18 protein-coding genes and 2 pseudogenes are annotated in these 14101 nt (G+C 59.7%); 7 read left to right on the forward strand and 13 right to left on the reverse strand.

Annotated elements, in window-relative coordinates; translation table 11 throughout:
- Both ACYVNQ_RS35195 and ACYVNQ_RS35200 read right to left on the reverse strand, forming a co-directional pair.
- Positions 1 to 264: manganese catalase family protein (locus ACYVNQ_RS35195; protein WP_460909941.1), on the reverse strand; the 264-nt coding region annotated here is incomplete at its 3' end.
- A gap of 870 nt (positions 265 to 1134) precedes the next feature.
- Entirely contained in the window at positions 1135 to 1371 is a 237-nt protein-coding gene (locus tag ACYVNQ_RS35200) for a hypothetical protein (protein WP_460911229.1), read from the reverse strand.
- Positions 1372 to 1897: 526 nt separating this feature from the next.
- Here ACYVNQ_RS35200 and ACYVNQ_RS35205 point away from each other — a divergent pair.
- Positions 1898 to 2116, forward strand: coding sequence for a hypothetical protein (locus ACYVNQ_RS35205; RefSeq protein ID WP_460909943.1), 219 nt, complete (start codon positions 1898 to 1900; stop codon positions 2114 to 2116).
- A 27-nt stretch (positions 2117 to 2143) separates the two neighbouring features.
- Here the strand turns inward: ACYVNQ_RS35205 and ACYVNQ_RS35210 are convergent, their stop codons facing one another.
- Entirely contained in the window at positions 2144 to 2407 is a 264-nt protein-coding gene (locus ACYVNQ_RS35210) for a hypothetical protein (protein WP_460909946.1), read from the reverse strand.
- A 784-nt stretch (positions 2408 to 3191) separates the two neighbouring features.
- A pseudogene (locus ACYVNQ_RS35215) lies at positions 3192 to 3820 on the reverse strand (tyrosine-type recombinase/integrase).
- Positions 3821 to 4184: 364 nt separating this feature from the next.
- Between ACYVNQ_RS35215 and ACYVNQ_RS35220 the strand changes: the two are divergent.
- Entirely contained in the window at positions 4185 to 5315 is a 1131-nt protein-coding gene (locus ACYVNQ_RS35220; protein WP_460909948.1) for an ATP-binding SpoIIE family protein phosphatase, read from the forward strand.
- 131 nt (positions 5316 to 5446) lie between these two features.
- Here the strand turns inward: ACYVNQ_RS35220 and ACYVNQ_RS35225 are convergent.
- Positions 5447 to 5658, reverse strand: a pseudogene (locus tag ACYVNQ_RS35225) (ATP-binding protein); the annotation flags it as partial.
- A gap of 219 nt (positions 5659 to 5877) precedes the next feature.
- Between ACYVNQ_RS35225 and ACYVNQ_RS35230 the strand changes: the two are divergent.
- Positions 5878 to 6129, forward strand: a complete 252-nt coding sequence (locus ACYVNQ_RS35230) for a hypothetical protein (RefSeq protein WP_460909950.1) — start codon at positions 5878 to 5880, stop codon at positions 6127 to 6129.
- 171 nt (positions 6130 to 6300) lie between these two features.
- Here the strand turns inward: ACYVNQ_RS35230 and ACYVNQ_RS35235 are convergent, their stop codons facing one another.
- The 3 genes from ACYVNQ_RS35235 to ACYVNQ_RS35245 form a co-directional block, all read right to left on the reverse strand.
- Positions 6301 to 6537 (reverse strand): hypothetical protein, encoded by a 237-nt coding sequence (locus tag ACYVNQ_RS35235; RefSeq protein WP_460909952.1) that lies wholly within the window; start codon positions 6535 to 6537, stop codon positions 6301 to 6303.
- 207 nt (positions 6538 to 6744) lie between these two features.
- A complete protein-coding gene (locus ACYVNQ_RS35240; protein ID WP_460909954.1) occupies positions 6745 to 7197 on the reverse strand; it encodes a DUF2934 domain-containing protein in 453 nt (150 codons plus the stop codon).
- An 8-nt stretch (positions 7198 to 7205) separates the two neighbouring features.
- Positions 7206 to 7664: a type II toxin-antitoxin system HicB family antitoxin gene (locus tag ACYVNQ_RS35245; RefSeq protein WP_460909956.1), complete on the reverse strand. Its 459-nt coding sequence runs from the start codon at positions 7662 to 7664 to the stop codon at positions 7206 to 7208.
- Between the two features lie 706 nt (positions 7665 to 8370).
- Between ACYVNQ_RS35245 and ACYVNQ_RS35250 the strand changes: the two genes are divergently transcribed.
- Positions 8371 to 8523, forward strand: a complete 153-nt coding sequence (locus ACYVNQ_RS35250; protein WP_460911231.1) for a DUF3309 family protein — start codon at positions 8371 to 8373, stop codon at positions 8521 to 8523.
- Positions 8524 to 8854: 331 nt separating this feature from the next.
- Complete coding sequence (locus ACYVNQ_RS35255) at positions 8855 to 9061, forward strand: hypothetical protein (protein ID WP_460909958.1); 207 nt, start codon at positions 8855 to 8857, stop codon at positions 9059 to 9061.
- 229 nt (positions 9062 to 9290) lie between these two features.
- On the opposite strand, the gene ACYVNQ_RS35260 is transcribed toward ACYVNQ_RS35255, so the two are convergent.
- From ACYVNQ_RS35260 to ACYVNQ_RS35280, 5 genes are all read right to left on the reverse strand, one after another.
- Positions 9291 to 9497: a hypothetical protein gene (locus ACYVNQ_RS35260; RefSeq protein WP_460909960.1), complete on the reverse strand. Its 207-nt coding sequence runs from the start codon at positions 9495 to 9497 to the stop codon at positions 9291 to 9293.
- Positions 9498 to 9600: 103 nt separating this feature from the next.
- A complete protein-coding gene (locus tag ACYVNQ_RS35265) occupies positions 9601 to 9804 on the reverse strand; it encodes a hypothetical protein (protein ID WP_460909962.1) in 204 nt (67 codons plus the stop codon).
- 42 nt (positions 9805 to 9846) lie between these two features.
- On the reverse strand, positions 9847 to 10119 hold the full coding sequence (locus tag ACYVNQ_RS35270; RefSeq protein ID WP_460909964.1) for a hypothetical protein: 273 nt from the start codon (positions 10117 to 10119) through the stop codon (positions 9847 to 9849).
- Positions 10120 to 10486: 367 nt separating this feature from the next.
- The gene (locus ACYVNQ_RS35275) at positions 10487 to 10795 is read right to left on the reverse strand and encodes a chaperone modulator CbpM (RefSeq protein WP_460909966.1); all 309 of its coding nucleotides are present in this window, start codon (positions 10793 to 10795) and stop codon (positions 10487 to 10489) included.
- 5 nt (positions 10796 to 10800) lie between these two features.
- Positions 10801 to 11817 carry a DnaJ C-terminal domain-containing protein gene (locus ACYVNQ_RS35280; RefSeq protein WP_460909968.1) on the reverse strand — a complete coding sequence of 339 codons (1017 nt, stop codon included), beginning with the start codon at positions 11815 to 11817 and terminating at the stop codon, positions 10801 to 10803.
- Between the two features lie 463 nt (positions 11818 to 12280).
- Here ACYVNQ_RS35280 and ACYVNQ_RS35285 point away from each other — a divergent pair, with 463 nt between their 5' ends.
- Together ACYVNQ_RS35285 and ACYVNQ_RS35290 are read left to right on the forward strand one after the other, a co-directional pair.
- Positions 12281 to 13141 (forward strand): sensor histidine kinase, encoded by an 861-nt coding sequence (locus ACYVNQ_RS35285; protein ID WP_460909970.1) that lies wholly within the window; start codon positions 12281 to 12283, stop codon positions 13139 to 13141.
- 240 nt (positions 13142 to 13381) lie between these two features.
- Positions 13382 to 14101, forward strand: coding sequence for a Crp/Fnr family transcriptional regulator (locus ACYVNQ_RS35290; protein WP_460909972.1), 720 nt, complete (start codon positions 13382 to 13384; stop codon positions 14099 to 14101).

The following is a 14101-nucleotide window of genomic DNA, read 5'->3' on the forward strand; positions in this document are numbered from 1 at the left end:
GGCAAGCTCGCCCTTCGCGCCGCGGTTGAGCATCGCCACGATCGAGCCGATGATCTCGAGGTGGCTGAGCTCCTCTGTCGCGATGTCGTATAGCATGTCCTTGCGACCCGGATCTTCTTCGGCGACTGCCTGGGTGAAGTAGCGCATCGCAGCGGCAAGCTCGCCCTGCGGACCGCCGAACTGCTCGAGCATCAGATTTGCCAGACCGGGATTGGTCCCGCCAACGCGCACCGTGTACTGCAACAGCCCGTTGTGCATGAACATGAGAGTCTCCGTTTCAGTGAATGCCAGCAACACAGCGCATGGGGTATGCCTGCGAGGTCGCGGTCCACCATTGAGTCAGGCATGCCACGCACGTTGAGCGTGCGTCACGGGATGCGCACGCGGTCATGTCCTCGTGGCAACAGCAAGACAGTCATGGATCGAGACGATTCAGGCGGACCGGGGAAGCATCGCCATCAGGAGCAAACGCCAATGGAGTTAACTTTTCTGGACGCTGGCCTGCGTAACAGCGACACATGGCGTGCCGCTTCGGAATTGAAATATTCTCAGCGTACTCTGCATAACTGATGAACACAGAGTCTCAATGTCGGTTTCGTGATGGGCCGGGTGCGCCTGACGCATTTGCATCGGGCATGCTGTTTCTACATTGTTTGCCGGCAACGCCCTGTCCGAGTCGCCGGTGTGACGACGTGAGGTGACCAGACCTCAACCGTCCGCGCAAATCTGGATTTCACCAGTCTGGACTTCGTGAGGCGCGATCAACGACGCGTTCGCCGCTTACGTGGCTTCGGCGATGTCAACGCTGCAGTCCAGAAATTCACTGCCTCCCGCTTCGCGGCCGATGCGACTCGCCCTCGTGCTGCTCCGATCGCGGCATGCGTACCGCTGAGCCACATGCTCAGGAAAGGATTTCTCTTCGTCCATGGATTTTTCATGACGGCCGCCTCTGGAACCAAAGCTCGTTGAAATTGTTTAATGCCGTACCCGACGACGCTTGACGACGTGAGCCAATGCTTTTGGTAGCGCAACACGTGTTCCCGAAACGACAGAAACGCACATGCAGATATGTCGGCGGTGATGCGATCAAGAGCCGGGCATGCGGGTGTAAGCAAATGAGCAACAGAGATTCAATCAGTCAACCGGGCCAAGCAACACGTCGATTGCGGCTTGCCCAGCGATCTCGGCGACCAGGTAGGCCCATCGCTCAGTGAAGGGGCCGTTGCGTAGCCGTATGCGCCCTCCGCGGGCGCCGAGCACTTCAAGGTTAGTGCCGCCTTGTATCTGAAAAGTGACGTCAAACGTGTCGTCCGTCGATGGACTTAATTCGACCTGAATCTCGAAGCCGCGATACGTGATCGTTCGGCGCATGGACGCCTCTGTGTAATCGTTGGAGAGGAACGAGAAAATCAGAACGGTTTGCGCAGTTGCCACGCGCCCGCGACGGGCCGCATGTAACCGACGCCCGTCTGGCATCATGCAGAGCATGGCGGCACTTCAGCGTCGACGTTGACGGTTCGCTGCCAGTCAGCTTGTGACGGAGCGCCGCGCGCTTAACGGTTCGCGGCGGCGCCCCTCGTCGACGTGTCCGGCTCGCAGCATGTGACAGCAGGCCCCCGGGGCGAGCAGAGTTCTCATCTCACGGCCTCACCTTCGTAATTGATTTTTTCACGCGTTGAGCGTGGATCGCCAACATGACCTACCATCTTTGGCAGGTGGCCCCGCCAATCGAGGAACGGCTATCCTGACATCGCTCGCGCTTCCCCGCTTCCCCGTGCGGGCGCATTGCTTGTTCTGGGCCCCTCTTTTTCGGAGGGGCTTTTTTCGTTGCCAGCGACTGGCATGTTCGGCCATCGACTGCGAAACCTGCGCGATTGCACTGCGGACAACCTTATGCATGGACATGGACAAAAACCACAAGAACCAGCCCACCATGCCGGCCCGCGATGCAGCCATGGAGGTCCAAAAATCCGTGCGTGCGAACCGTAAGGCAAATGGCAAAAAGAATCCTGAGGACTGTGTGCTCTTCTCCGATGAGTGGCAGGCCGTGGAAGAAGAGTTTACGAAGGATCTTTCGCGCGCGCTGGCCGGCGATCCGGACGAGTGCAAAGACTAGCCGCCCGAAAGCAGGCCGCCACCGAAACTACTTGCCGGTCTTGCGGGACTTGCCAGGACGCGTCGGCGTTACCCGCACGCGGTCCAGTTGTCGCGCGTACAGCCAGTACTGGCAGGCTGCCATATGGGACGCAAACTCGTCCCCGCGTCCACGCAGCAGGTCTCTCCAATGGACCACCCATTCGACAGGCAACGCCCCGGCCGTGCTTTTCCAGAGCGCGTTCATGAGGAACGCATCTGCCTGCCTGGGGGTGCCTGTCAGCAGCTCTTCAGGGTTGAGGGCGAAGGGCACTGGGAGGGTTTCCGAGGAAGCAGCGGAAATTGCGCGAGCCGCATGGATTGAATGGCAAGAAAAAACCCGCGCCAAGGCGGGCTGAATCCATACCCAGGAGACATGGAGGAGACGGAATCAGTATAAACCCAGTGCTTTCGGCGCAATTGAGCTGTTGCGACGCAACAACGAAAGACGGGACAGTGCAGCACGTTGGCGATGGATATCTCGGACTGAACGACAATCCGCACGAGGACGACGACTAGCAGGCAGCCCGCGGCACAAGGCGCGCCGCGCGGGCGTGGCACTAAAGCCCCGGGCGGCAGGCAAGAGCAGTACGGCGATCCGCAAGAGGGCTGAAAAGGATGTAGCGATCGGCAAGAACACTACCGCCAGGCCAACTAGCAGCGGCATGGCGAAAAAGACGACGGCGGCCAGCAAAGGCACGAACTCCGGGTCGACGGCGCAGCAACCACTCCCGGAAACGCAGCGCTCAAACGCGGAAGCGGCGCCTCAAGTGCTGCGATGTCAAAACAGAGCAAGGCGGCTGCCCGAGCCAGGTCGGCAGCAAGCCGGTCCGCAGCAGCGAAGAGGGCCTGTGACAAAAGGTGCAACAGGACGCTCGGCCGCCACGAGGAAGGCAGCACATACGCGGGCGACTCGCGCCCACCACTGACGACGGTCAGATCTGCATCTCGAGAGCCGTCGCTCACCGAAGGGCAGTAAGTCCGTCGATTGCAGACATTCACGAACCGCGTGCGAAAGACTGCTTATGGCCGGCAAGCACCCGCTCGCCGGCTGTCGTTCATACTTCAGTTTGCTTCGCCATCTCCAGTGCATCGTCTACCTCGATGCCGAGGTAACGGACGGTGCTCTCGAGCTTCATGTGCCCAAGTAGAAGCTGGACCGCGCGAAGGTTCTTTGTTCGACGGTAGATTAAAGACGCCTTGGTCCGTCTCATGGTGTGCGTTCCGTACGCGCTGTCGTCCAGTCCTATCGACGCTACCCATCGATGCACCATCCGCGCGTATTGGCGGGTCGAGAGATGCTGCGATGCATGTAGCCGGCTTGGGAAAAGATAGTCCGCGGTTTTCAGGTGACGCGCAGCGATCCATGCCTCTACGCTCTGACGGGTCGGCTCCGTTATTTCGAACTGGACCGGCCGTTGCGTTTTCTGCTGCATCACTGTTGCGCGCGCTCCGACGTGGCTTCCGTGGCAGTGTCCTGCACGCGCAGCCGAGTCAGGTCGTATGCGCGAAGCTTGCTATCAATCGCGAGGTTGAACATCGCTAGCTTGCGAACATTCATCGATATCTGTAACCGGATGCGGATGGCCCAGATCTCGGGCAGCTTCAACGGCGACTTCTGACCCGTGAGCTTGCCTTTATTCCACGGCACACGAGCACTTGGGCGGCTGACTTTCTGCGTTTCCATATCGATCTCCGTCCAGTTGGAGGGAGATCCAGTGTGCGCTTCCACTAGCGGTCGCTGTTCGACCTTTCTGAGACGTTGATGTTGCCGGTCACACTGTCCGAAGGGGATCGGAAAGCCGACATACACACCACACATGCAGATCGAGAGAATTACCGCTAGCCGCCGACGTGCTTGCAGATAGGATGCCGACCATTGCAAAGGGCTCCGGGCATAATGGGACGCTGAAGATGCGTAGCGATCGGAGAAGCGGCCAACAAGCTGACTTCAGCCGACCAGTAGCGGCTTTACAGCAATTTATTGACCGTTCCGCTCCTCGGCGCGGCCCCCCTTTTACTAGCCGCTTCAAGCTTTACCGAGCCTGGCCATGCCCGCACATCAACGTTTCGAGATCAGCGACCCCAGCGAGGTGTCGTATGCGCACCGGAGTATCAGGGCAATCGCAGCGCTCCACGGTTTAAGCGAGGCGAGGATCGACGACGTTGCCATCATCGTTGCCGAGTTGGGTGCAAACCTGCTCCGGTATGCGGCGCGCGGTGAACTGCTGGTGTGTCCGTTGGCGGATAGCGCGCTATTGCATCCAGGGGGCGTGGGCAGAGCCGGTATCGAAATCCTGTCGATTGCAAAGAGCTTTGACACGGCTGGGGCCACGTCTAGCTCTATGATCGCAGATTGGGCGGTTGGTATTTCCGAAGAAGGTATGCCAGCGATGCGGCGACTTTCAGACGAATTCGCCGTCTGGAGCGCGCCGGACGCCGGCGCAGTGCTGCGCGTCTCATTGTGGAGCGACGCACCGCCCCACGGTCCTGCCGCCGCGGCGGTCATGCCGGGTGGCGTCCCGGTCGAGTATGGCGTGATTAACCTGGCACTACGCGGCCAGGTCGTCAGCGGCGACGCATGGGCGTGCACACAGGGTATCGAAGGCTTCACCGTGATGATCGCTGACGGCCTGGGCCACGGACTGCTAGCGCATTCCGCGGCGGTGGCCGCGATCGGGTCACTCTCACCAGGCAGCGTAGCGCCTCTGCCCGAGATTGTCAGCGTTGCCGATCGTGCCTTGCGACCCACGGTTGGCGCGGCACTCGGTGTCGCCCGCTTGCCGCCGCGCGCGGTTCCGCCCGACACCGGCGACCCAAGGTCAGACTCTGAGGAGCGCGGGACCGCTTTCTCGCGCGCGGAGAGCGTTGCCCGTTTCTGCGGCATCGGGAACGTCGCTGCAAGCGTTTGGAGCGCGGCAGGCCATCGTCATCTCGTCTCGCATGCGGGCATCGTTGGGCGCGGCATCCGCAAAACGCAGGAATTCGACGGCGCGTGGAGCCCGGGAGCGCTGCTCGTGATGCACTCGGACGGATTGAACACGCGCTGGGATCTCGCACGTTACCCTGGCTTGTCAGTGAGCCATCCGTCCTTGATCGCCGCCGTCCTCTACCGCGATCACTCGCGTGAAGACGACGATGTGACCGTTCTCGTCGCCCGTGATCGCCACGTTCCGGCATGAGAGTCGCCGGCTAGTGACAATGCGGTAAGCTTAACTTGGCGAAGCGGCCGGACAGATCTGCGCGCCCCTGTACTCGTGTTCATCGTCGGTCGCGGTCGCTTCCGCAAACCTGGCACAGCGGGTTATCAGCGCTATTTGCCACGAGGCAGGAGTACCGAGAACACCGTTTCCGTCTCGTCGGATCCTGCGACGATCTCGCCGCCGTGGGCTTTGGCAATCTCGCGCGCGACATACAGTCCGAGCCCGAAACTACCGTTGGCATATCCCCCTGATGATTTGGGCCGCGTTGTAGTGGATCAAAGATCCGGTCGAGGGTCGAGTGCTCGATAGCATTCCCAACATTTCCGTCAGTGAGCGTTTTCCGGCACAGTCACCGACCGTAAATGCGCCGCATCCCCACTCATCGACAGATAACGGCAAGACAGCCGCTAGGAAAGCGCTGCGGCGGGAAAGCGACAAGCCACCCATATTGATGTTGCGACGCAGCATTTATCGGCCTATGCTGGATCCGTAGAGACCGTGCATCTGAGCCAACACAGGTCACTATTTCGCGGAGGCGCACATGAAAGATCCGCGCTCGTTGCCCGACCTGACGCTTCACGTGTTCGAACAGGACGGTGGCTGGCATTGGGGGCTCACCATTGAGCGACTGTATGGCGTAGGCAAGAAGGTGATCGCGTTTAGCGATACGGTATTCGGTTCAGAAGCAGAAGCGCGTGCGGATGGGAAAAGGGTCCGCGAGCACGAAAACGACGCTAGCCAGCGTCCGTCCGCGATGGGACCATCGGCCTCTCCGGAGCATTCGACCAAATGATGCACCCTTCACCGGGAATCATTTGAGTGTGTTGAATAGCTGAAGCAGCCGGGTTACACAGGTCCATTGGGCAACAGGTCTTCGTGCGCGCACGGCGAGGTGATGAGACGGCGCCAGTACGAGAGTCCGAGGGCCGCCGGATGCAAGAAGCGGAACGCAATAGAGGTCCGATCAGTCAACCGGGCCAAGCAACACGTCAATTGCGGCTTGCCCAGCGATCTCGGCCACCAGATAGGCCCAACGTTCAGTGAAGGGACCGTTGCGCAGCGGTATGCGCCCTCCGCGGGCGCCGAGCACTTCGAGGTTTGTGCCGCCTTGTATCTGAAAAGTGACGTCAAACGTGTCGTCCGTCGATGGACTCAATTCGACTTGAATCTCGAAGCCGCGATACGTGATCGTTCGGCGCATGGACGCCTCTGTCTGGTCGTTGGAGAGGAAGAAGGCATACTGCCGGCGCCGTCGCCCAATACAGCGCACGGCGGGCACTTTAGCGTCGACGTTGAGGGTTGCACTGCCAGTCAGCTTGTGGCGGAGCGCTGCGCTCTCGACGCTTCGCGCGGCGCCCCTCGTCGACGTGTCCGGCTCTCAGCGAGTAGCAGCAGGCCAAGCGCGGCACTACTGTGCCTCAAAGCTGACTACAAGGTGCCAGAATTCGTCCGCGCGCCCATCCGGACAACCTTCCCGTTGCCACAACGCATACGCGCGCTCACTCAGATGTTGATCCAGCGCTCGATGCCAGTACACTTCCGTTGGTCTATCCGGGCGACCGTCTTGTTCCCAAAGCGCGTAAGCGCGTTCACGAACAGACTGTTCCAATCCGCTCTTCGTTTCAGAGCTTCGTTCAAGGTCGTCGCCATACGGAGACATCTGACCGCTCCGGCTGACGTGCAGTCGAGCCGTTAGACGTTCGACTTCACTGTCAGCAACCAGACGGCCGTGCGCTGCCGCCTCCAGTGCCTTCGCTTCATACAGGCTATCGTTTGCCTCATCTCCCTGTTCCCCGAGGGTAATAGGGTACGTGTGCAGCACGGTTCCGCTGCGGTTCAGAACATCAACCAGTCGTAGCATTAAAAGTCCTAACAGTTGACATCTGTCACGAAACCTACTTGCGAAACCGGCAAGCAGGACAATTGCCCCTCGTAGCGGGCTGCAAGTTCGTGTACGACAGCCAGCGTGATAAACGCGGAGCGCGTCATGTGACGTTCGCTTGCGGCCAGATCGACCTGCTGCAGCAATGTGTCGAGCAGGTTGACCTGAATGCCAACGGCTTGCGAGGTAACCCGAGCAAGATTGATGTCGACAAACATCCAGATCCCTTCCCCGTCGTCCATCTCGTGCGCATGCAACTCCGACGCACTGCACGTCGGAACGGGTATGGGCTGCTCGCTGCGGTCATACATCAATTCGACGGCCTGCTTCGCATCGGTCTTCAATTCAGCCATTGACTCGCCGTGCGCAACGGCACGGGGGAAATCGGGGAAACTGGCGCGAAAGCCGGTGTCGCCTGTGCGGTGTACATAAAGCGGATATTGCATGATCTGCTCCACTCGAGCTGCGGGCTGACTGGCATTTAATGTGTCAGAGCCTGCTCGCCTGAACCTTTGCCATCGACGATATCCTGCCCGAATTGAATCGCGAGGTCGGTGGCATCACCCGCGCTTGCGAGACTTGCTCCTGGCGAACAACGTCGCATAGCGCCGGACTTTGGCCGTTTTCTTTACGCCGAAAGACGCTCGATTTCGTCGAATAGCATGAGAAGTCGAGCCACACGGGCCCTGCCATCGGATAGCAGACGCTGGTGCGCGGAAAGCCAAATAATACGACGACGCCAGTACCGTAGTCCAAGCGGGCTGTCCGGCGCAAGAAGCGGAACGACGTATTCAAGGTGCGCCAGTTCGTCTTCGAATTGAGTGTGCAGCATTTTGTTCCCCGGCAGCTATCTCGTATCAGCAAAGATTGTCGACTGAGCGCGGTTGAATGTCTGCCCGCTACCGTACAAGGTATGCGGTAGTACTCAACCCTGTTGCGCAGTTTTTGATGCCACGTCACACAGGTCGACAAGCGGTACGACACCGTACAGACAAGCCGTCGCCTGCTCATTACGCTGAGCGCTCAAAGGTAGACAAACGGGGTTTGCCTCAGCTGGATTCACGACCGCGCAGAAGACGGAGCTCACGCCAGAATCAGGATGGGTTACGGCCGTTGTCGCGCTACCAGCGCTCAGAAGGATTCGACATGAATATGGGCGTTCTTGTACTGATCGTCGCGGTCGCACTGCTGGTCTCCGCACTGCCAAGATGGCCGCATAGCCGAAGGTGGGGATACTTCCCGACCAGCGTTATAGGAGTGGTCGCGATTGCCGTACTTGTACTGGTTTTGATGGGAAAGACCTAAGACACGCGTTCTCGCTACAGATCGATCCGGCCATATCTAACGCCATAAATCCAGGGGGCATCATGACTTACGCGATGTGGGGCATCTTGACAGCCATGATGCTTATTTTCTCGGCCTCCTTTCACCGGTATCGCAAAAGCGTAGCGCGAAAGCAGGAGATTCGCTGGTTGAGCGAGCACCACGTGATCGACAGGCTGCGCGATAGACTCGGTTTGTAGTCATGCTTCCGGTATGCACAGCAAGCCCGGATAGCTCGATCTGCGCGGATTGATTTCCGGGAGCACCGGGCACGTGTCACGTTGAGAAGACCAGTCTTGGAGGAGTGGACGAAATGACCCTGAACTACGCAGGCAGGTCGCACGATGAAGCCGTCGCAGCCCGGCAAAAGCAGAAACAGAAGGCGCAGGAACAGGCGGGCGGTGTCATGGCAATAGAAGGCACGGAGGCCGACGCCGAGCGTAGTTGCGGCGAGCTATCCGAACAAGGCAAGCAGGTATGGCGGACTGGAAGCGGAATGGACGGCGGCGGGAAGGAGTGATGCGATCGCGTCAATTCGACGTTAGGCACATGGAGCCATTCATTCCGCCCGTATCGCTCGCCAACCAGCAAGTGTATTGAAAGAAGACCGGGAAACGTACATCGCCGCCAGGCACTGTACGCCACCGATGTTGTGCCAGCTTATAGAGCCTGCCAAAGCGACCTTTTACCGGTTTTTTGTTTGCCCGTTTCCGCGCGAGGCTGCTTCCTCTTTTTTGATCCGCCGATGGTCAGGATCGCATCGAGCCGCTGCCAGCACCTAGCCATTTCCTCGCGTGCCTGATCCATTGCTTCGGTTTCCTGTATGGGATCTCCACGGCGTCTCGCTCTCCAATTTCTGCGGCAACCGGCATGCCATCATCCGCCGCACGCTGCATGGCTTCTCTGCGCCTTCTGCTTTCTGCCAGCTCTTCCGCATTGACCTGGTCATCGTTCATGATCCACTCCTGTGAGACATACTGGTTCGCCGACAGGCGGTTAGCGACGCCCTGATAGCCGGGACGGCGCGACACATCGTATTCCGTGTTCCTGACGTACACGTCATCGGTCCACGAAGACCCGTTGGGAAACAGGCATGCTGGACAACTGTCCTTCGTACCGGCCCGCAAGTTCGTGTACTACGGCCAGCGTGATCAACGCAGAGCGTGTGATGTGAAGTTCTCTTGCTGCCAGATGGACTTGCTGCAGCAGACCTTCGAGCAGACTGACGTCGCCATCGCGGTGAACATAAAACGGATATTGCATGCCCTGCTCCACTCCAGTTGCGGACCGACTGGCATTATTCGGTCAGAGTCCGCTCGCCTGAACGTTGCCGTCGACGATGTCCCTGCCGTATTGCATCGCGAGGTCGATGGCATCACCCTCGGTGGTGGGAGTTGCTGTAGTGAACAACGTCGCATAACGCCGCACCTCGGCGTCGCCGGGCTGAATAGTGTCGATGCGCACGACGGACGAAAACTGCCGCGGACCTTTGGCATACGGGTCACGATGCAGCGGAAACTCTTGATGAGCGTACGCGCGTAACTCGTACCCTCTGTATTCGATGGTGGGAATGGTCATGATGACGCGCTCCGTAAATGGTGCTGACCGTCATTGAACTGTGCCTGTCCGGATGCGAAAAAAAAGGCGGCCAGAGGTACATCTGGATCAGTTCACAATGCGCTTGATGATGCCGCAAAGCAATCTAAATCGTGCGGATGTAAAAATGGAGGCCAGCGTCTTGCTGGCCTCCCCATCGGACGGCGAGTCCGTCCAGCGACCTGCTCGTGCAGGGCGTAGTTTTCGTGCTTGCACGTAAGCTATGCATCGCCATTCATGGGGCCAAGCTTTATCACCGGTGCCTCCGACGACGATCCCAGTGGCATCGCGACCTGCTCTCAGGTTGGCGTCAGTCTATTCGGCAGGTATTCCGCTAGTCTAGAAAACGCTACGGATGCGTCACGCGTGCGCGTAACGCATCGATTTCATCGAGCAGGTCGAGGGCTAACGCGATGCCCGACGGGTTGATGTCGAGGTCGCTCGCGAGCCGCACAGCGACGCGCGCCCGGTAAAGCAAGGCGCCGGCGAACCGCCACGTCTGCGGCGCGCCGTCCTGCACCCCGAATACGCCTTCCGAAACCCACAAAACTAGCTGCGATTCCGAAGCACCCGTCGCCCGACATAATCCAGATAGCGTGAACTCGGTATGATCTTCGACAATGTGACCTTCAAGACAGATCGTTGACGGTTCGCTCATCGTGATCACCTGTAGAAATCGGCGCGCGGATCGAAATCGAACGCCTGTCTCATCCTGTCCCACGTCGCTCTTGCCCTGTCACTGTCGGCCGGGGGCAGTGCGATGTTCAGGGTTACGTACACATCGCCCGGCGGATTGCCGGGGATGCCCATGCCTTTGAGTCGCAAACGCCGGCCACCAACGCAGCCCGGCGGAATCGTCATTTCGACGGAACCGTTGGGCAACGGCACCATCACGTCCGCGCCGAGTGCCGCCTCCCAGGGCGCGACCGGCATATCGAGTGACACGTCGCGTCCGTCGACACGAAAACGCGGGTGATCGCGCAACCTGATTTCCAGATAGAGGTCACCCTCACGTCCATGTCCGTACCCGGCGCCACCCTGGCCGGAAAGCCTCAGATGCTGGCCGCTGCGCGTTCCCTTGGGGATTGATACGTTAAGCGTTCGCGATCGCAACGAAACGTGACCTTGTGGATCGAGAACTGGCGTTTCCAGCGAGATGGCGCGCTGTGCGCCGCGATACGCATCTTCTAGATCGATGGTGATCTTCGCGTGATGATCCTGTCCCGGCATCGGGCATTGCGCACCACTATAGGCATCCTCGAGATCGTTTGCCGTCTGGCCGGCATGATCCGCCCGCGACGAGCTTCCGTCTGCCTGCCGCCTCTGACCGCTGGCATGTTCACCGCCGAACAGCGCCTCGAAGAAGTCGCTGAAGTGCGCGTTTGCGCGGCTGCGATGTTCCTTTCCATTGAATTCGAAGTTCTCGTCCCACTGCGGCGGTGGCTGGAAATCCTGACCTTCGTGCCACTGGCTACCCATCCGGTCGTAGGCGGCGCGTTTCTCCGTATCCTTGAGCACCGTGTACGCCTCGCCAAGCTCCTTGAAGCGCTCTTCCGCGTCGGCTTGCCTGCTCACATCCGGATGATATTTGCGCGCCAGCTTCCGGTACGCACGCCTGATACCGTCCTGCGTCGCATCGCGTGACAGTCCGAGGATCTCGTAGTAGTCCCTGTATTTCATCTCAAAGGCTCGGCCGCGAAAATGTGGGCGCGCACGCCAGGCGTTGTCGCGTGGATATCGTTACAGCGCCTCGAGCGCAGTGCCCGACGTGCTCAGAATGATTACGTTGGACGCATATTCAATGGAAAGCGGTACGGTACCGTACCTGCATGCGAGCGCCGGGCAATCCCCGGCCGGCACCGCGGGAAATACCCGTCAAGACCGGACGCCACGAGCGATGAAGGCTACTTTCGCCAGCATCACCGTCTCAGGCCGGTGCTGCACGTTACCGTACAGACCTTCGTCGCGCGGTATGAGACCGTACAAGTCCACCCTTGCACGCACCAGCGCCGCCCAGGTCGCGCTAGCGGCGCAGCCGTAGGCAGGGCCGTTACAGACATACCCTGCGGCAGCGAAGTCACCTTTGTGGCCGCCGCAAGCGGCGACACCTGTGCGATTCACGCATTGCAATCTGGGGACCAACATGTCACAGCATTCCGCGTTCGCCCGGCCTTCTGTCGGCACGCTTTCTTTCTATCCTGTCGAATCGGAGGAAGGATTGATCGAATGCCCTGCCCGGCCCACCGTGGATCTTTCCAACTACCGCTTGCCCTCCGTCGGAGAGCGCAATCGGGCTAGAGTGAAGGATGAGATCCTGGCGATCGTCGCGCACGAATTGCGTGGTCCGCTGGCGCCGCTGCGATTCGCCGCTGAGGTGATTCGCAGGGCATCCCCCGGGCAGACCGACGTGCTCCGGATGGTCGACACGATTGAGCGGCAGATCGAAGGCATCGCCCGTCTCGCCGAAGATCTGATGGACGCTACCAGAATCGGTCAGGGGGCACTGCGCCTGTGCGAGGGCGAAGTCGACCTCATCGATTGCCTGTCCGATCCACTCGCCGCCACCGCCCTGGCGACTGCGGCACGTTGCCAGACTCTCACTGTGCAGATTCCTGACAAGCCATTGCGCATCGTGTGCGATTCCGTTCGCCTTTCGCAGGCTGTCAGTAACCTCTTGCAGAACGCCGTGAAGTACACGCCGCCAGGCGGTCATATCTGTTTCTCCGCATACGCGGAGCGGGGGGAACTACTTCTGTGCGTGAGCGATGACGGGCTTGGCATTTCGGCCGTGCTGCTGCCGCATGTTTTCGACCTGTTTGCGCAATCCAGCCGGACGATTGCGGCCAGTTCAGGCGGTCTCGGCATCGGGCTTGCCGTCGTGAGCGCGATTGCGCACGCGCACGGAGGGACCGTGTCGGCGAGCAGCGCAGGCCCCGGAACTGGGAGCGCATTTACGCTCCGCCTGCCGGTCATCGCCGCACAGCACGCTTTCGACAGGACCTGATGCCGCATTTGCAGCATTGACCGTCGGCCGCCTGATTTTCCCGTTACAAAGCACGATCAACAGGCATTCCCAGTTTTTTCGCAGTTCTACTCGCCCTTTATGCCCACAAATAGCCGGAACACGGCATGATGTCGCGCTGACGCCCCCGAACTATAATTTGAACCAGGCTCTCCCGTCGCCTTCGAGAGCGCTGCTGCGACCTCGTCACCCGGTTTTCAGCAGCACGTTAAGGAGCGGTACATGGCAAACGTGGATCCCGCAAGGAAAAATCATCTGCTCTCGGTTCTGCAGGAGGCAGAGTGGGCGCGGGTGTCACCTCACCTGGTGCGCGTCGATATGCCGTTGGGCCAGGTCGTATACGAATCCGGCGATCGTCTCAATCACGTTTATTTTCCGGTCACTGCCATCGTCTCACTGCTCTACGTGATGGAAGACGGCGCGTCAGCGGAAATTGCGATCGTCGGCAATGAGGGGCTCATCGGTATCGCATTGTTCATGGGTGGAGAGACAACGCCAAGCCGGGCGATCGTGCAAAGCGCCGGCGAGGCGTATCGACTCGATGCCCGGATTCTGAAGCAAGAGTTTCACCGGGCCGGCCCGGTGCAGCGGCTGTTGTTGCGCTACACCCAGGCGCTGATTACCCAGATGGCGCAGACAGCCGTGTGCAACCGTCATCATTCGATCGATCAGCAACTCTGCCGATGGCTGCTGCTCAGCATAGACCGCCTGCCGTCCAACGAACTGAAAATGACGCAGGAGCTGATCGCCAACATGCTGGGCGTGCGACGTTCTGGCGTCACCGAAGCGGCGTTGAAACTACAGGATGCGGGACTGATTCGCTACAGTCACGGGCATATCGAAGTGCTGGACCGTCCCGGACTGGAAGTACGCGTATGCGAATGCTACAGCGTGGTAAGACGGGAATTCGACCGACTGTTGCCCGATCTGAAAGCGCTGTAG

It is taken from the genome of Paraburkholderia jirisanensis, assembly GCF_054782355.1.